Origin of the sequence: Bradyrhizobium sp. NAS96.2 (genome assembly GCF_001908235.1) — a bacterium.
Taxonomy (GTDB): Bacteria; Pseudomonadota; Alphaproteobacteria; order Rhizobiales; family Xanthobacteraceae; genus Bradyrhizobium.
Genome location: NZ_LGHK01000150.1, coordinates 1 through 17531, shown reverse-complemented (window position 1 = coordinate 17531; position 17531 = coordinate 1). Strand labels below are relative to the sequence as shown.

Genomic DNA, 17531 nt, shown 5'->3' with positions numbered 1-17531 from the left:
GGCGGATCCGCAGCATCACACAATCTCCGAGACGGTGCAGACCCTCAACGTGGTTGTGAAGGAATCAAAATGAGCAAGCCGTCAATCATTGGGGGCTTAGGTGTGAGCCGTTATCAGGAACGTCTTGCGCGTGCGCTAGCTGATCCGGAAGGATTTTGGGCGGAAGCTGCGAAAGAGGTTGATTGGATCGAGTGGCCGAGAAAGATCTTCGATCCGTCAATGGGCATCTACGGCCGTTGGTGGGCCGGCGGAGCGGTCAACACTTGCTACAACACGCTCGATCGCAATGTCGCATATGGCAGCTGGGCGGCGGCCGTTCCCGCGAAATGCGGATCACGCGGTTCTTCGCCGCGCAGTTCCTCGGCGGCTTCAATGGGCGCCTCCTGCATGCGACGCGTGACGAGCGCTAATCTGACGTGAGTTGCGGCGCTCGCCATCGACTTGCAATCATAATTGAGTCATCGCGCCCCTCGCCGATTTTACGCTGCGACTTTCCTTCCGACGCTTCCACGAGCGAAATTCTCAGCCAAAATGGGAGCAGCAAAAAGCCCTCGAAAACGGTAAACGGGCTTGGAGCAGATCGATCTTTCCGCGGCCATACATTTGACGCCTGACAAGCTTGAGGCGCGTGATCTGTCCTTCGGTTTGTCCGTTCGACTAGGGCGACGTGATTGCCGCTCGGACCGCCGCTTCGTCCCTGGCGACGCCGCTGGCGAACGAGGCGACGAGACTTGGGCGGGCGCGCTCGATCCACGTGATGAGGCCCGCCTCGGTCTTGCGTCGGATCATCAGGTGGAATTCGGCAATGATCTCGCGTGCTTCAACCAAGGTTGGCACGCCAGCTTCGATCGCCGCGACCGTGACGGTCTCCGCTTTCGTGAGCAAGTCCCGCCCGATTGTCATCAGGCGCGCGATCGTTCTGGCCGACGGAATCCTCTGAAGGTTTTGTGTGTCGGCCCTTTCCGCTCGTCGTCTGCGGGTCGTCCACTCGCTGATGACGCGGAGCCAGCCTCGGAAGCCACGCCCTTTCAAACGGCGCCAAAGTTCAGCCCCGTTGCGGCAGCCAGACGCCCACTGCTCGTCCAGCCATGGCAAATGCAGATCCAACGAACTTTGGCGGGTCCGGAAGACATCAGCGCGCTCGCCGCGGACCACCTGTCGCACCAGCTTCCTGCTGTGGCCGGTCTGACGCACGATCTGCTTGATAGGTATGCCGTTCTTCGACAGAGCCAGGATGGCCGCGTTGGTCTCCTCGCGGCGCAGATAGCCCTCATACTGGAGGCGCTCGGCGGCTGTGAGCAGCTCGGGATCGATCGTGGTCGCACCGATGACGGTGCGTATCTGGCGCATCGATTTGCGAACGGCGTCGAGGAAGGCCCGACTGGCGTTCTCCATCAGATGCCAACGGTCGGCGACCTGTACAGCGTGCGGCAGGGCCTTGGTCGCGGCTTCGCCATATCCGCCACCACGGTCACGGGCGACGATTGCGATCGTGGGATGAGCGGCGAGCCAGGCTTGGGCCGTCGCGGGCTCACGATCCGGCAGCAAAGTGACGACCCGGCGCCTTTCCAGGTTGCAGATGATGCTGGCGTATCGGTGATTGCGCCGCCAGGCCCAATCGTCAATGCCAATGACCTTGAGAGGGTCAGCCGGCGGACAGCTGCGGCGTCGGACCACGCGCAAGAGCGTGTCGTTTCTCACCGGCAGCATCAGCCGTTTTGCGAAGCCTGCCGCCGGCCGACCACCAAGCGCCAAGCCGAGGTGATGAACGATGGAGTCCAGCCTCGCCGTGCGGCGCGCCGATGGTGCCAGTACGCCCTCGGCGAAGCGCTCAGTGAAGATCTGACGCCCGCAAAGAACCGCATCGCAGCGGAAACGGCGAGCGACCACCAGCAGCTGGACGGTCCGACCTGAGAGCGGCAGATCGGTTACGCGGCGTCGATAGCGGCTATGGACACGTCGGGAAACCGTTCCGCACGACGGGCAAAGGCCGACGCTCCCGGAAGCCCGAACCACAACAATCGCCTTATCACCCTCGTAGTGAGCACTCTCTACAACAAACCCACGCGGCACCAAACTGGAGCGGTGGAGTGCCTGCTGCATGGCGCTGATTCTCCTCCAATCAAAGCGCCAGACATCCCTCAAAGTGCATCAAAAGTGAGTCAGAGCCAATATTGCAGGCCGAATGACACCCCCAGCGCGCAACGCGAGAAAACTGCTATTTTTATAGATGATTCATAGGGATCAGGCGTGATCAAACGTGATCGAAGAGAGGGTAGTGGGGTGGTTGTGCATCATGCCAGCGAGTACCCGTCTCGCTGGGCAGCAGTGACATCGATTGCGGCTAGATCGGCTGCACGCCGCATTGCATGACTGGGTGAAGGCGGCGGAGGTTGACAGTGAGCAGCGGGCTGGCGTTCCGGTCGACATTGCCGAGAAGCCGAAGGCACTGGAACGGGAGAACCGCGAGCTTCAGCACGTCAAGGAGATCCTGCAAGGCTTCCAATTGTGACCCCTTCGCGCGGCGTGGTTAGACGGTAGCGCTCGCCCCGTCGGAGCCAGCCGATCGAGCAGCGCAGTGGTCATTTTGGCGTCGCCGAACACACTGGGCGATTCTCCGAAGGCGAGATTGGTGGTGACGATGACGAGGGCCCTCATAGAGCCGGCTGACCAGGTGGAGTGAAGCTGGCCGCCAGACTAGGCCAATGGTAAATATCCGAGTTTTCCAAGAAGTCCATCTGGGTCAGATGCTCAGAAAGGCGGCCTTGCCGTGCATTGCGGGTCTCGATCTCGAGGCGGTTGACGCCAACGAGCGAGACGCCGGGTAGCTTTTGACGATGTCGCAGCTGTTTGCCCGGGCACTCGCTCAGCGCCTTTTGCGCATCCCGGTACTTTCACTTTTGCACGAAAATGCGCTGCGTTGCTCCGGTGTTGCTGCTGCCGTCGCCATGACGACATGCCGACTGATATCTAGCCGGCATCGTTCGCTTGCGTAATGTGTGGGGAGGAGCTCATCGTCGGGAACATTCACCCGGCCCGGTCCTAACGTTTGCGATCCCGTGCGTCTCGTCAAAAGGCGGCTCGATACACCGCGAAGGCCGGGTGATCGTCTAGATAAGCGGCTCGATTCGGCAATCGGCGAGGTGCTCGTGACGGGCGAGGGCATCCAGACCGTGCTTTCGATATGCGGCGCAGAACACTGTCAACGGCTGCAGCGCGCTTTCCGCCAACCGTCCTGCAATCTACGGCGTCGCCGAAGCTGCGTCGACTATCGGATGGTATACGGCCGCGGCCGTTTTCCGTCGGTGCGTGCCCGCAGCGGCACCTCTGTCGTTTTCCGCCAGCACTACGGCCCTGAATTGATCGCCGCAGAAGAGCAATCGCAGGCGTCGCGGCTTGCCGTCAAATCCGACTGGACAAACGTGCCAAGGCCGCTGCGTTTAGGCGTTAAGGCGTCATGCTGGCCGACTTTGACAGAGGTAGGCGTGGGCTAGAGAAGCGCGTGGCCGCAGTCACAAAGCAAATTCGGAAATATTCGTCCGACGAGCTGAAAGGGGTTGAATCGCACGTGGCGTCAAGTTGTACGATCTCAGACATAGCCGGTTAACGAGTGACAAAAAGTGCGCATGTCCCACCTCTTAGGCCCTTGTAAGATGAGCGCTGTCAGCAGCGGCAGTTGTGGGTTCGCTGGCTGGCTCAGCGGCCTCACGCGATGGTCCGGTGGGGACAGTTGGCGAACTTCCACATTTCACTGAACGGCAGCGGCCAGACCCAAGCAGATTGGCCGACTGTTTCGTTCGACGCGAGATGGTGGCGCTGTCTTGACCTGTGCTTCCGTCATGATCTCCGCGGTGCAGATCGCTTCCAGGATCTCGATGTCAAATGCCAGGAAGAGCCGGGCGCCTCGCGCGGCCATGCTCCAGAGCCGCGGATTAATACAACTATAGGGGAGAATGGGGTGACAAGGCAGCGTTGTTTGTTAACGCCTGGTCCGCTTGCGCTCGCGCCAGCGGTTAAAACGCAGATGCAGTTCGACCTTGCATCGCGTGATTTCGAGTTCAAGGAAGTGACCGCCCGTATGAGGCGGTTGATACTCAATCTGTCGGGAAATCCAAAAGGCTACTCGGTTGTTCCTATTCAGGGAGGTGGCTCCTTTGCAATGGAAGCCGCTCTCTCGTCATTTGTGTCGCAGGGCGACCGACCCCTCGTTTGCATAAACGGCATCTATGGTGAGCGCATATTCAAGATTCTCCGGCTCTGGGGTATTCAAGCGGTTCAGCTTGTCAAGCGAGCCACCGAGGCTTTGGATCCTCAAGAAGTTGCCGCTTGTCTGAACCAAGATCCGGCCATCACTCACCTATGCTTTGTCCATTGCGAGACGACGACGGGGATCGTCAATCCGCTCGAGCCAATCGTAGACGGTGCAAAGCAGCGAGGGATCAAGACCATCGTCGACGCAATGAGTTCGTTCGGCGGCATCCACATCGACCTAAGTCGTGGCGGACCAGACGTCTTGGTCACGTCGAGCAACAAGTGCATAGAAGGGCCCCCAGGGATCGCTTACGTCATTGCGTCTCACGAACTACTGGAGAATGCTGTTCGAGAACCGAGATCACTTGTGCTCGACGTTAGAGATCAATGGCGCTCGCTCGAGCGCACAGGTGAATGGCGATCGACTCCACCCACACATATCGTTCAGGCAGCCACAAAGGCGCTCGAGATCTTGGGAGACGAAGGCATCGACGTTAGGCGCCGCAGGTACGAAAGAATAAAGGATCGCGTCATCAACGAACTCGACGGGCTGGCGACCCCGCTTCTCGCGGTGAACTTACAGTCCCCAATCTGCGTGGCGTTCGCTGCGCCAGCTGGGATTTCGGATCAGGTCGCGTTCGATCGGTTGTATTGTCACTTGGCGGCCCACAATCTGTACGTCTACTCGAAGCTCCATCTTCCGACACGGAGTTTTCGGATTGGCTGTATTGGAGAAATTCAACCCAGTTGGATCGAGCAGTTGGGGTGCGCCTTTCGCACATATTTTCGGTCTGGTCGCGCCGGGCTTGCGGGACGGACGTCACCCCGGGAGACGAGCGAAAGTCGTGCCGATACATCGCATTCAATCGCGACGGCCTCGCGGTACCCATTTTCCACGGAAACCGCTGTTCTGCACGCCGGATATCGTCGCGACCCCACAACTAAGGCCGTTGCAGTGCCGATCTACCAGAATACGGCTTACGAACTCGACGGTGATCTCAACCATATTGCGGACGTCTACAACGTAAAGGCCGATGGTTTCACTTATACGCGGATTATCAATCCGACGACCCGTGCGCTGGAAAGGAGGTATGCCGCTGTCGACATGGGGAGCGACTCACTCGCCGTTGCATCGGGCCAAGCGGCGACGTTCCTTGCAATCGTCAACTTATCGAGCGGCGAAGTGGGGGACAATGTCGTCGCATCTCCGTACCTATATGGCAATACGTGGAACCTGCTCCACAACACGTTGAGGCGTCTCGGTATCAGCGTTAAGACGGCGGATCCTCGATACCCAGAGACCTTCGAGCGTGCAATTGATGATCGCACAATATGCCTGTTCGGAGAGGTGATCTCGAATCCCTGTTTGATTCCGCTTCCCGTCAAGCAGCTGGCAGAAATCGGCAGAAGGCACGGCGTGCCCCTGGTCGTAGACAATACGACAACGCCGCTCGTGTGCCGTCCATCAGCGCTCGGTGCCGCGATTACGACGTACTCCGCGACCAAATACATCTGCGGCCATGGCACGACGCTAGGCGGACTAATCGTTGACAACGGTGCTTTCAATTATAGGGAGAGCTCACGCTTTCCCTTGTTCAACAACCCTGACGACGCCCACGGTGGCATCATCTGGCGCAACGCGTTGCAGGATATCGAGGATCTTGCTCAGAGCGAGTTTCTCTTAAAGGCCCGGATGACTTGGCTGCGCGATACCGGTGCGGCCATCGCCCCCTTTGCAAGCTTTCAACTGATCCAAGGGCTTGAAACACTGCACCTTCGCATGAAGCAGCACTGCGCAAACGCGAAGATCGTAGCCGAGGCTCTTAAAGAACACCCAAAAGTATGTCGCGTCTTTTACCCAGGCCTATTTGAAGGAGCTGATCGAGAAACCATCGATCAAACACTCAACGAAGAGTATGGGCACGGGGCGATGGTCATGTTTGAGGTCGAGAACGAACAAGCCGGACGCAAGTTCATCCAGAACGTCGACTTGATGTACCACGTTTCAAACGTGGGGGATGCCCGCACGCTCGTGACACATCCTGTTTCGACGACCCACACCACCGTCCCACGGGAAAAGCGCGAAGCCGCCGGCATATTTGGTGGCTCGATCCGGCTCTGTGTCGGCATCGAAGATGTCAACGACATCATCAAGGACTTGAACAAGGCACTTTCGGCAATCTGACAACCTGAAGCTGTCAGGAAGGGGTTCGCATGAAACAGGCAGATGCGTGGAAACTGAAGTCGTCACGTTATGAGGCGGTTCAATTCAGCCGTGAGATCAACAAGCGGCTCTCCGAGCTGAGACCAGATAACATAACCGGAGCTGTTTATATCGCCAAAGACTACGCTGTAATCGCAACCTGCGTGGTCGCGACGATCTCTGTCTCCTGGTGGCTCTATCCGCTCGCTGTTCTACTGATAGGTGCCTATCAACGTGGATTGACCACAATCGCTCACGATGCGGCCCATCGTACCCTGGCGAGAAACACCACCTGGAACTATGTCCTGGGGATTCTGTTCGCGGCCTATCCCCTGTTCCAGCGCCATTGGGCATACCGGATCTCACACGTCTATCTGCATCACCCGTTTTTGGGCGACCCGGAGAAGGATCCTGATCTAAAATTCTTTTTGGCCCGCGGCGTTTACGACGTTCAGCCTCCTGGGCGGTACGCCTTCAATATAATCTGGAAGCCGATACTGGGTGGCGCGACGGTCGCGTATCTGAAGTACCTTTGGACGAACCGGTTTTCGATAGCAGACAGCGAGGACCAGGATCGGACGGGCATACTTGTCGATAAGTATGGCTTCTATCTGTTCTGGTTCGCCATATTGGGCGGGTCATATCTGCTTGGTATCCTCCACTTCGTCATCCTGTTCTGGATCGTGCCCTATCTCACCACGTTTCAGGTCCTCGGCTGGTTTATCGAGCTCGCCGAACACTCGCCCATGTGCGAGACCGAAACCAAGAACGTCTATCTAACTCGCAACAGAAAGGGGAATTTTTTGGAGAGAGCGATCTTCGGGCAGAATTTGGATGAATACCACCTAGAGCATCATCTGTCGCCCGGCATCCCTTTCTGGCTCTTGCGCAAAGCTCAGAAAATTCGAATGCTGGATCCTCAGTACGCAAGTGTTGCTTCAACTTGGGGAGGGCTATTCGTCAAAGGGCCTCAAGGTCAGCCGAGCGTAATCTCCCAGTTAAAGGAGCGAAATCGACGCCTGTATGAGCAGTCCCTGGCTGGCGCAAATGCGCGGGAGAACATGGCTTGATCTCGCAACAGGCAGAATCAGTCCGAGCCGTGGTTGGCATCACCTCAAACCGTCTCTTGGCTGATGGCGTGCACCGCGATTGGTTGCGGCGCAAATACGTGCATGCCCTCGTTCGTTACGCGGGGGTAACGAACGTGATACTACCGACTATCGATGCCGATGATGTGGGGATGGATGGCGTTCTTCCAATCATGTCCAGGCTGGACGGTCTGGTGCTGACAGGAGATGAATCGAATATTGATGCTGCCGTCGTGCGATCGCCTGCTTCCACTACACCGAGAAGCCAGCACGATGTTGAAGTTGGCATCCGCGACCGGCCAAGGGACAGGCTGTCCGCGGCGACCATCGGCGCGGCCGTTGCATTCGGAATGCCCATATTGGGTATTTGCCGTGGCCTCCAGGAGCTTAACGTCTATTTCGGCGGCACGCTTCATGCGTCGCTGTCGGAATGGAGGCCGGAGAGTGGAGCGATGCACGCCGAGAAGCCATATCTCCCAAGGGATCGCCAGTACGATGTGACGCACTGCGTAACAATACCGTCTGATGGTGTGCTCTTCCCGATAGCGGGCGCGACCGAGGCGCAAGTCAACTCGTTGCATAACCAAGGCATAGAAAAAATTGCCTCTGCGCTGAAGCCCGAAGCGTGGACGTCCGACGGCTTGGTCGAAGCCGTTTCCGTAATTGGCGCGCCGACCCTGCAGATTGGTGTGCAATGGCATCCGGAGTGGCACGTGGCTACCGATTTGTTGAGCAAGCGGCTCTTCAAGGCATTCGGAGAGGCTTGTGTCGCGTACTGCCAGAGAAATAAGCGATAGGGATATTGTGAAACGCCAAGCGAAATGTACTCCTTGTAAATCGAAACAAGAGTCTCTCGAATTCGGTTCGAGAGAGGCTCTTGGATCGCTCGATTCCACGCGCGTGCAGGCGGAACAAACAGGGCCGCATCGTTTCGCCGTGGGAGTTCTCTTTGTCGTCCTCTATGTCATCGTTAGTGCGGCAGGTGACATCTATGCGGCATCGTATTTCCAGCAGGCAGATATCTACAGCACTCTCCTGCTTTCCTTTGCCCTGGTGTGCCTGACGTTCAACCTTTTGGCTCGGCGCGAAAGCGGTCGACCAAGGATCACGAAGTCCTCGCTTACAGCCCTGGCGTCGCTCAACGTCGTCACCGCAATCAGCTGGGTTGGGCTTTTCATCGGACTGAAATACGCCGAACCCGCTATCATAGTCACGTTCATGGTGGCGTTGGGGCCTGCTGCGACCGTGTGGCTGAACGCTCTGATCAGAAAACAGGGCCTTCCGCCGAAATCGGACATTGCCGTAAGTGCTTTGGTTGCGCTCATCGGGGGGTACATGATTTGGATTTCGGCAAGCGGCAATGCCGGCGTCGAATGGGGGCCTCGATCATCCTTCGGCATTTTTGTGGCCATCGTGGCCGGTCTATCGCTCGCCCTTACCAATGTACTCATGAAATTGCTGTTTGACCGTGGATTGTCGGGCCGACAAGTGCTTGCACATCGCTTCTATGGCACGATTTTGTTGCTGCTGCTTTTTGTCGATCGCTCCTCAATCGTACTTGAGGTTTCGCAGCGTTGGTGTGCGATCGCGATCATTGCAATATCGACGATCATTGTTCCTTTGCTCCTGATTCAGGAGGGCATCCGCCGCGTAGAACCAATGACGGTAAACATGGTCCTATCCGCGGCTCCGATCACTTCGTTTCTGTTTCAGTATTGCGATGCACGTATTGCGCCCTCTTCATACACCTTCATTGGAAATATTCTCATTACGGCTGTCGCCCTTTGCGCCATTTATGTCCAGTATCGGAGGTCCAAATGAACAAGCGCCATTGTGCAATAGTCGATGCGTACTCGACAGGCCGTTACCTACCTGAGGAGTTCAGACGTTACGGGATTGGAACGGTGCATGTGATGTCGGCTGCGCAGGTTCCTCCGATCTTTCGCTCGCATTTCGACGCTGCTTCGTATGATGAGCTAATTCGTCCGGACGAGCACATGAGGGACGAGGAGGTCATCGAATATCACCTGGCGGCGCTTCGATGCCGAGAGATGGAATTCATTATAGCCGGATGCGAGACCGGAGTTGAGCTAGCGGACTCGTTGTCCGAGCGGCTCGGCTTACCTTCGAATGGAACCGCCCGGTCAGCTGCAAGACGCGACAAATCGCGCTTGTCTGAAGCGTTGTCCTCCGCAGGAGTGCGATCGATCAAGCAGGTGGTGTCAAGTAGCGTTGAAGATTTGACAAGCTGGAAGCGACAAGCAAGCTTCGACGAAATCGTAATCAAGCCGCTGAATAGCACCGGCACGGAGGATGTGTTTTTCTGCTCGACTGATGCTGACGTCCAGCGGGCTACGAGTGCTATTGTAGGAAAGACAAATCGTGTCGGAGCCTTGAATCATTTTGCTCTTGGGCAGGAGAAGATAAGGGGACAACAATACACTGTAAATGCCGTGTCAATCGATGGAGAAAGTTTCGTCACGGAGGTCTGGACCTATGACACCGTTCCCGTAAGGGGCGCAGCATCGGTCTGCTCGCTCGAGCGCTTGCTGGATGGCGAGGATCCAGTCGTGGAACAGCTGTCCAACTATTTGATGCGTGCGTTGCAAGCGCTCGAGATCGTCAACGGACCTGCTCATGCGGAGATCATCGTCGACAAGGCGGGGCCGGTTCTAGTGGACTTTGGAGCGAGGCTCCAAGGGACAATGTCCAGAAAAGCCCGGACGATGGCATTGGGTCACAATCACATGACCCTAACGGCGTGGCGCTACGCAGATCCTGCTGGCTTTCTTGCACATATGAGGCAGCGCGGCCCGTACAGCCGGAGGGCTCACGCGCTGTGTGTCTCGCTCATCTCTGACGTAGGCGGTCTTGTCCGCGGTTATCCGGGGCTCGAAACAATCCGTAAGCTGCCAAGTTTCGCGGATGCAATTGCGTTCGTTCCAGTGGGACAAAATCTGGTTCCGACGACCGATTTAGCGTCAACACCGGGTATCGTGTACCTCGTGAACAACGACTTGAACCAGCTTGAGAGTGACTATCGCGAGTTGCGAGCAATGCGGATGGACGAGGTATTCGATCTGGCAAGCCTAGGTCAGAACTAATGCCAAGCGAAATCGGGACGACTAGCGTGAATACGGCTCGCGTCGCGGTGGCTGGAGTGTGCGACTTTGACGGCGTCCTTCGAGGGAAGCATGTCGCGGCTGAGGATCTTTCGAATGGAGACAGAATCGTCAGATTCTCTGAAGCAGTGCTTGCCTGGGATTGTTCGGACCGAGTGATACCAGCGAGTTTTACCAAGAGGCCGCCATCAGCGTTCGGGGATGCGGACCTCCGCATTCTGTCGCGCACCGGCCGTCCCGTGTCTAATCGGCGGGATCTCTACCTTGCTGAGTTTGCCGGTGACCATGAGAGCATCTGTCCGCGTGGTGTTCTGCGTAAGGTCCTAAGAAGAGCAGCTGACCATGGATATAGCTGTACTGCTGCGTTCGAGTTTGAGTTTATGCTTTTCAAGGAGAGCGCTGAGACCATCAATAATAAGCCCTTTGATCAATGGGCTCCGTTGACGCTTGGACCATTCGGTTACTCACTGACGCGGGCCATTGCGAACGAAGAGCTGTTCGACGAGATCCTAGCGCTGTGCGAAAACGCTAGGACGCCTCTCAGTGGGCTTCATTTTGAAACCGGGCCCGGCGTGATTGAGGCGTCGCTGCATCATTGTGATGCCCTGGATGCAGCTGATCGAGCAGTCGTATTCAAGTCGATGATAAAATCGTGGGCGCAGACGAAAGGGATGACAGCCTCGTTTATGGCCAAAGTGTCCGAGAATTGGCCGGGTCAATCGGGACATATTCACATCTCAATGTCATCTGATGGCAACAGTGCGTTCTACGACAGCGAGACGAGGTGGAACATCTCGGAAACGATGAGCCAATTCATTGGCGGACAGCTGAAGTACATGACGGATTTTTGTGTGTTGGTTGCGCCTAACGTGAATAGCTATAAGAGATTGGTGGCCGGCTTTTGGGCTCCAATCTGCCCAAGCTGGGGGATCGACAATCGCTCCTGTGCGGTGCGGGTCATCCCCGGAGGCTCGGAAGCGCACCACCTTGAGTACAGACTGAGCGGCGCAGATGTGAATCCATATCTTGCCCTCGCGTGCGCCCTCGGTTCCGGCATTCTAGGAATTGAAGAGGATGCTGACTTAGCAGCTCCGTTTGTTGGTGATGCAAGCGAGGAAAATGAACGTTCCCTCGAGCGGCTTCCCCAACATTTATTAGAAGCCACAAGTCGGTTTGCGCGATCTCAAAAAGCCATCGATCTATTTGGAGAAAGGTTTGTCGAAGCCTTCTCATGCTCCCGCCGCTGGGAGTGGGAAGCCATTCAACATCGAGTTACTGACTTTGAGCGCGAACGATACTTCGAGATTATTTAGCGTGCGCAAATTCTTGCGGCCGCGTTCCTGGCAGCATCGGAGACGCCGCCGCGGATGCTGACGAAGAACTCGAGTAGTCGATCGCCGACCTCCGGTGCTGATCTCGCCGTGGCATAGAAAGTCGCCCCCGGAGGCGATACCCTTGAGTGCGTCGTTTTCTTCCAGGACCGGAAAGCACGCTGGATTTCCTCCGTCAGCGCAGCGCGCGGCGGCGGCTGTTTTGATCATCTCATCTGGATCCGAAGCCGGCGGCTTCGCCGCGAAAAACCTGAATGAATCGATCTCAGTCAAGGTCCAGAGCCCATCAGCAATCGGGATCCGCATCAATTCCGACATGCTGCGCACATTGGTCTTGGCCATCAAGTTAGCCTAGTAAACCTCCAGTGTTCGTGGGCTGATGCCAAGGTCGTGGGCGATCGCCTTGTTGATCGTGCCCGCCACGAGGTCCCGCAGAACGTCACGTTCGAGCGGCGAGAGATCCGCCAGGCGAGCCTCGGCATTGCGCTTGACCGTTCCGTCGGCGGCGGACGCCGACTGTGTTTGCCAGGCCTCGCCGATTGCACGCAAGCGCCTCGTCCTCGAACGGTTTTTCGATGCAGTCAACCGCGCCTGCCTTCATCTCCTCGATCTAGACCGCTCGGCTATGCCGGGCCGTGGCGCGACCAAGGTGAGCGTCGAACGCCGAGGCGACGCTTCGGACCAGGAACTCCGCATCATCGTTGATCAGGAGCCCGTGACCTGTCATCGTCGCCGCGCCTTCCGCGATCAGCCTGTCGAGCCGGGAACGATCGACGACGGCCGAACCAGGATCCCGGCGGTGCCGGCGACACATTCCCGGCAGGCCGACGGCCATGTCGCACATGATGCGCTCGATGATGTCGGCTCGGAAACGGTCCTCCGCCGTCAGCATGTAGCCCTTGACGGTGGCAAGCCGGTCCTCGGCAATGCGTGCAAGATAGTCGCGTGTCCGCAACTGCGTTCTGCACGAAGCCCTGCAGCATGCGGCCGATTGCGCTGGCGCCGAGGCCTATCAGGGTCTCGGCAGAATCGTCCGTGTAGCCCTGGAAGTTACGCCGCAGCCGGCCCTCGCGCTTTGCGATGGCCAGGTTGTCGCCGGGAGCGCGAAATGGTCGAGGCCGATGCGGATGTATCCGGCATCGGTCAGCACCTGCGCGACTGCCTCGGACTGACGATGCCGCTCGAGGCTAGCCGGCACCCGCGCCTCCTCGATCATGCGCTGGTGCTTCTTGAAGGAGGGAATATGGGCGTATCCGAACACGGAAAACCTGTCGGGCCGCAGCGCGACGCATGATTCGACAGTATCCAGGCAGGAAGCGACAGTCTGAGCGGGCAGGCCATAGAGCAGGTCGAAGTTGATGCGGCCAACGCCGGCACGGCGCAGCCGTTCGACCGCTTCCGCGGTCTGCTCTAGGCTCTGCAGCCGATTGTGGCGTGCTGGACGACAGGATCGAAGCTCTGGACGCCAAGGCTCGCGCGGTTGACGCCGCTGTAGCCCGATGCTTCCGCCATCGGCTCGGTCAGGGTGCGTGGATCGATCTCGACGACGATCTCGGCGTCGGGCTGCACGAAAAACGAGTAGCGTAGCGCGCTGACGAGGTCGGCAAAGGTTTCGGGCGTCATGATCGTCGGAGTGCCGCTGCCGAAATGGATGTGGGAGACGGGCAATCGCTGACCGACCGCTTCCGTAACGAGATGCGCTTCGGTCCGAAGGCCGGCGGCGTAAACGGCGACCGGTTCGTCGCGGCTGGTAATGGAGGTGTGGCACCCGCAATACCAGCACATCGACCGGCAAAACGGCACATCCAGGTAGATCGAGGCTGGCCGCCGGGCTGGAACCGACTTGAGCCATGTCCGGTAGTCAGCCTCGCTGACCGCCGCGGAAAAATGCGGAGCCGTGGGGTAGCTGGTGTAGCGCGGCAGCCTGTCCTGCCCATAGTTGATCGCCAGGTTCGACCGCATCCTATTCCTTGCCTCTCACTTGCGGCCGATTATCGAAGCCTGGCGCGCCCTTCGCTTACGCCGCCATGTTCCTGTTCGACATCGCGCGGTTGCGCAGTTCCACCCGACGCGAGGTCGGAAGGGAGATCACGCCGTTCTGCTCGAGCTGGGTAAAGGTGCGTGACACCGTTTCGATCGTCAGACCGAGATAGTCGGCGATATCCTGCCGAGACATCGGAAGCTCGATCGCCGCATGCTTGACGGCGCGGCGCGCCATGTCGTGCAGGAAGCCGACGACACGATCTTCCGCGCTGCAGATCAGCAGCATCAGATGCTCCTGGAAGCGACGCAACTCCTGGGCCGTTGCATCCCACAGCTGCCGAGCCAGATCCTTTTCGTGTGTCGCACGGACCATGAGCGCGGCACGCTTGACCACGATGACCCGCGTCTCGGAGACTGCCTCGGCCGAGGAGATATGGGTCTCGCCGGCCTCGAAGCCGAAAATATCCCCGGGCAGATAAAATGCGCCGATCTGGCGACGTCCGTCTTCCAGAATCTTGTAGGTTCGGACGGCGCCGGAAACCATTTGGTAGAGGTATTCCGCGGCCTCGTCCTCGCCGTAAATTTCGCTGTTGCGGGCGAACCGCATCGGCGTCCCAATCATGCCGAAGGGCCCTTCAACGCGCGCCTGCCGGCTGAGGATGCTCGTCGGGGGACGGCTGTTCTCGTAAGAAATGGCGTTCTGGGTCTGCATGGCGACGCTCCATGGATGGGAAAATCGATGGAGGCAGATTGATCGCATCTCCTGGATCGGGAAATTTGGATATTTCCCCTAAGTAGAAGCCACTTACGTATTTATACGTAGCTTCGGGGAATGCAGGGCAATGAATGGTGGCCGCACGCCGAGACATCAGTGTCTCGGCGCGCGAGGCAAAGAGCGCTGCTAGGTCCCGTTCTTATCGGGATAGGCAGCCTGTTCCTGACGCCAGCGCGTCGTGCTGCGATCGGTCAAGGCGAGCACAAGCGCAAAGATCGCGAAGATGAGACAGACGGCTCAGACGACAAGCAGTGTACTCATCGCCATGTTGGGCTCCTCGATCTGATCAGCTAGCCGCCTTGACGTCTTCCGGCGATTCCACGTAGTAGCCGGAGTAGCCGTCGACGAAGCAGAGATGATCGTGGACTTCCCTGACGCCCGAGGTGTTTTCAGCGAGGACGATCGCGGCCTGGCGAGCTCGTTCGTCGAAGATCAGGCCGTGCAGATGCACGGCGCCGTTGCGCACCCAGACCTGGAAGCCGGCCGGCCGCCAGCCGGTAGCATTGATCTCACGCAGGATCCGTTCACGGATATGGCTGTCGTGGGCGGTCGGATCGGGAATTTCGCGCGCCAGCGATGCGACGGCCTGCAGGATGTCCGCCCGGGTGACGATTCCGACCATGGTCTTGCCGTTCACAACCGGCACCCGCTTCACGCCGTGCTTGTGCATCAGATGCACGATCTCGTCGAGCGGCGCCTGCTCATCGACGGTGATCGGGGTCGTAGTCATGACGTCCTCAACCTTTGCGGCCGCGCTCGTGCACGAAATCGGTCGCAGCGCGACCCGCGCCGGTGAACAGTTCCAGCCATGCCGAGCGCTTGTGTCCTGTGCCGATCTCGCCGCGTTCCAGGAAATCTCCCTCGGACACCATGCCCCTGAGCGTGCCGTCTTCGTCCATCACCGGCAGACCGCTGAGGTGACATCGCAGCATGATATTGGCCGCATCCAGGATCTTCGTGTGCGGACTGACGGCGATGATATGCTTGGTCATGATCTGATGCGCACGCATGTCGGACCTCCGTGTTGAAGCTTGAACAAAGAGGCTTTGTGCGTTCCGCGCGCATTGACCTGGCTCAACGGTCCGCCTGGCCCCGCTCGAGAGATTTCAAGAACAGAATGAAGTCGCCCACCTGGTCCGGCTCGAAGCTGAACTGGGGCATGGTCGGATGGCCGGTGACGATTCCCTCCGCCAGCGATTCCTGCAGCATCTCGACCGGATAACGTTCGTGCAATGTCCGGAACGGAGGTGCTATCCTCAGGGGGCTCGGACTCACCCGGTCGATTGCATGGCAGCGGGCGCAGTAGAGCTGTGCAAGGCGACGGCCCTGTTCCTGGTCCGCGGCGGCTGGAGCCAGCGTGACGCAGATCGTGCCGATGATGACGAAACCACAGGCCGCATGGCTTCGAAATGTCCTGGCGGGATGCTTCACAATTCTGCTCGCGCTTAGTGAGACATCAGGACCGGAACGGTCATTGCGCGCAGCATGTCGCGCGTCACGCCGCCGAGCAGAGTTTCCTGCAGGCGGGAGTGGCCGTATCCGCCCATCACCAGAAGGTCGAGGCTCTCATCCGCCGCGATCGACAGCAGGATCGACTGAACCTCGGACTTGGACGCCGGCAAGGACGTGATCTTGGCCGGAAGCCCCTCCTTTGCAAGGTAGCGCACCAAGTGGTCGCTGGAGCTTTCTGAGGGGATCGAATCGGCGTCATCAATGGTGATGACGGCGAGAGCATCGGCCGCGCGCAGCAGCGGCATTGCGTCGTGCAGGGCGCGGGCGGCAAGCCGGCTGCCGTCCCAGCAGATCCCGATTCGCTTCGCTGAAAATGCGCCATGGAACGTGTAGGGCATGAACAGGACGGGACCGCCGGCCTGGAACAATAACTCCCGCGGGATCACGTTGTCGTAGCTGTCGTATTCGCCCAGTGGCTGCACCACCACAGTCAGGTCATGCAGTCGCGCGCTGGCGCAGATCATCTCCCGCGCATCGATGGGGAGCGCACCCACAGCGCGGGTCGCGAAGGATATTCCCGCATTCCGCGCCTCGATATCGAAGATGCGCAGCGCAACCTCGGCGCGTTCGAGGGCCTGCTCGTGTTCAGCCTCGAACAGGGAGGCGACCGCCGCGCCGCCTTCAACGACGAGCGGTACGCTGGCGGTCTCGTAGCCGATCGCCATTGCGTCGAGATGCGCGCCGGTGGCGCGTGCGAGAGAAACCGATCCGTCAACCGCGGGACGCGGTGAAAGCTCCGTCGGAATGTGGACCAGGATGTTCTTGAACATGGCCGTTCTCCAAAGGGGTGGAAGAGCAAGTGCTATCAAAGAACGGGTCGAGGCAGGCCAATTTGATCTGCCTCATGCGCGGTCGTGGATTCTGATTGAGCGAGATCAATTCATCGAGCGTCTACTTCGCGCAAATGTTGTGTCGAGCTTGGAGGGCCGACATGGCGCGCGTCGCATTGGTTACGGGTGGAAGCAGAGGAATTGGCGCAGCGATTTCGCGTGCCCTGGCTGCTGCAGGATGCCGGGTTGCGGCCTGCTATGCCGGAAATGCTGGAGCCGCGTGGTCGTTCCAGGATCAGACCGGAATTCGCGTATTCCAGTGGGATGTCGCGAACTTTCAGGCCTGTGCAGCGGGTGTCCGCGAGGTGGAGGCGGCGCTGGGCCCGATCGACATCCTGGTCAATAACGCCGGTATCGTGCGCGACGCCACGCTGCATCGAATGACCAAGCCGCAATGGGACGCGGTGATACGAACCGATCTCGATTCGCTATTCAA

Annotated in this window: 12 protein-coding genes and 6 pseudogenes; 10 read left to right on the top strand and 8 right to left on the bottom strand. The window is 58.6% G+C overall.

What is annotated here, in order from left to right; all coding sequences use genetic code 11:
- Nucleotides 1–69: 69 nt before the first annotated feature.
- Nucleotides 70–300: pseudogene (locus AC628_RS28720) on the top strand (acetyl-coenzyme A synthetase N-terminal domain-containing protein); the annotation flags it as partial.
- Between the two features lie 222 nt (nt 301–522).
- Here AC628_RS28720 and AC628_RS28715 read toward each other — a convergent pair.
- Nucleotides 523–2103 (bottom strand): annotated as a pseudogene (locus AC628_RS28715) (ISL3 family transposase).
- A gap of 147 nt (nt 2104–2250) precedes the next feature.
- On the opposite strand from AC628_RS28715, the pseudogene AC628_RS45535 reads away from it, so the two are divergent.
- A pseudogene (locus tag AC628_RS45535) lies at nt 2251–2497 on the top strand (IS3 family transposase); the annotation flags it as partial.
- On the opposite strand, the pseudogene AC628_RS42230 reads toward AC628_RS45535, so the two are convergent.
- Nucleotides 2473–2804, bottom strand: a pseudogene (locus AC628_RS42230) (ATP-binding protein); the annotation flags it as partial. The pseudogenes AC628_RS45535 and AC628_RS42230 overlap by 25 nt on opposite strands.
- Nucleotides 2805–3730: 926 nt before the next feature.
- On the opposite strand from AC628_RS42230, the gene AC628_RS42225 reads away from it, so the two are divergent.
- From AC628_RS42225 to AC628_RS44290, 7 genes are all read left to right on the top strand, one after another.
- Complete coding sequence (locus AC628_RS42225; RefSeq protein WP_245321373.1) at nt 3731–6436, top strand: 2-aminoethylphosphonate--pyruvate transaminase; 2706 nt, start codon at nt 3731–3733, stop codon at nt 6434–6436.
- Between the two features lie 29 nt (nt 6437–6465).
- On the top strand, nt 6466–7524 hold the full coding sequence (gene rtxC / locus AC628_RS28695; RefSeq protein WP_074130136.1) for a dhydrorhizobitoxine desaturase: 1059 nt from the start codon (nt 6466–6468) through the stop codon (nt 7522–7524).
- Nucleotides 7521–8339 carry a gamma-glutamyl-gamma-aminobutyrate hydrolase family protein gene (locus AC628_RS28690; protein ID WP_074130135.1) on the top strand — a complete coding sequence of 273 codons (819 nt, stop codon included), beginning with the start codon at nt 7521–7523 and terminating at the stop codon, nt 8337–8339. Before rtxC ends, AC628_RS28690 begins: the two co-directional genes overlap by 4 nt.
- Entirely contained in the window at nt 8308–9363 is a 1056-nt protein-coding gene (locus AC628_RS28685) for an EamA family transporter (protein WP_245321372.1), read from the top strand. Before AC628_RS28690 ends, AC628_RS28685 begins: the two co-directional genes overlap by 32 nt.
- Nucleotides 9360–10646, top strand: a complete 1287-nt coding sequence (locus AC628_RS28680) for an ATP-grasp domain-containing protein (protein ID WP_074130133.1) — start codon at nt 9360–9362, stop codon at nt 10644–10646. The genes AC628_RS28685 and AC628_RS28680 overlap by 4 nt, the downstream gene beginning before the upstream one ends.
- Nucleotides 10646–11977, top strand: a complete 1332-nt coding sequence (locus tag AC628_RS28675) for a glutamine synthetase family protein (protein WP_074130132.1) — start codon at nt 10646–10648, stop codon at nt 11975–11977. Before AC628_RS28680 ends, AC628_RS28675 begins: the two co-directional genes overlap by 1 nt.
- A 142-nt stretch (nt 11978–12119) precedes the next feature.
- Nucleotides 12120–12350: a hypothetical protein gene (locus AC628_RS44290; protein ID WP_168193471.1), complete on the top strand. Its 231-nt coding sequence runs from the start codon at nt 12120–12122 to the stop codon at nt 12348–12350.
- Here the strand turns inward: AC628_RS44290 and AC628_RS45530 are convergent.
- From AC628_RS45530 to AC628_RS28645, 6 genes and pseudogenes are all read right to left on the bottom strand, one after another.
- The gene (locus AC628_RS45530) at nt 12347–12544 is read right to left on the bottom strand and encodes a LuxR C-terminal-related transcriptional regulator (protein WP_245321370.1); all 198 of its coding nucleotides are present in this window, start codon (nt 12542–12544) and stop codon (nt 12347–12349) included. The two genes, AC628_RS44290 and AC628_RS45530, sit on opposite strands and share 4 nt — an antisense overlap.
- 61 nt (nt 12545–12605) lie before the next feature.
- Nucleotides 12606–13957 (bottom strand): annotated as a pseudogene (hemN, locus tag AC628_RS28665) (oxygen-independent coproporphyrinogen III oxidase).
- A 55-nt stretch (nt 13958–14012) separates the two neighbouring features.
- Complete coding sequence (locus AC628_RS28660) at nt 14013–14690, bottom strand: helix-turn-helix domain-containing protein (protein ID WP_074130131.1); 678 nt, start codon at nt 14688–14690, stop codon at nt 14013–14015.
- 349 nt (nt 14691–15039) lie between these two features.
- A pseudogene (locus AC628_RS28655) lies at nt 15040–15763 on the bottom strand (CBS domain-containing protein).
- A gap of 64 nt (nt 15764–15827) precedes the next feature.
- Complete coding sequence (locus AC628_RS28650) at nt 15828–16121, bottom strand: c-type cytochrome (RefSeq protein WP_502689783.1); 294 nt, start codon at nt 16119–16121, stop codon at nt 15828–15830.
- Nucleotides 16122–16198: 77 nt separating this feature from the next.
- On the bottom strand, nt 16199–17035 hold the full coding sequence (locus AC628_RS28645) for a universal stress protein (RefSeq protein ID WP_074130130.1): 837 nt from the start codon (nt 17033–17035) through the stop codon (nt 16199–16201).
- A gap of 161 nt (nt 17036–17196) precedes the next feature.
- Between AC628_RS28645 and AC628_RS42215 the strand changes: the two genes are divergently transcribed.
- Nucleotides 17197–17531, top strand: a 335-nt coding sequence (locus AC628_RS42215; RefSeq protein ID WP_143201857.1) for an SDR family NAD(P)-dependent oxidoreductase, incomplete at its 3' end; no start/stop codon positions are given.

Excerpts from the sequence above, each read along its gene's own strand:
- rtxC (WP_074130136.1), top strand. The coding sequence starts at position 6,466 with ATGAAACAGGCAGATGCGTGGAAACTGAAGTCGTCACGTTATGAGGCG.
- AC628_RS28680 (WP_074130133.1), top strand. The coding sequence starts at position 9,360 with ATGAACAAGCGCCATTGTGCAATAGTCGATGCGTACTCGACAGGCCGT.
- AC628_RS28675 (WP_074130132.1), top strand. The coding sequence starts at position 10,646 with ATGCCAAGCGAAATCGGGACGACTAGCGTGAATACGGCTCGCGTCGCG.
- AC628_RS28660 (WP_074130131.1), bottom strand. The coding sequence starts at position 14,690 with ATGCAGACCCAGAACGCCATTTCTTACGAGAACAGCCGTCCCCCGACG.
- AC628_RS28645 (WP_074130130.1), bottom strand. The coding sequence starts at position 17,035 with ATGTTCAAGAACATCCTGGTCCACATTCCGACGGAGCTTTCACCGCGT.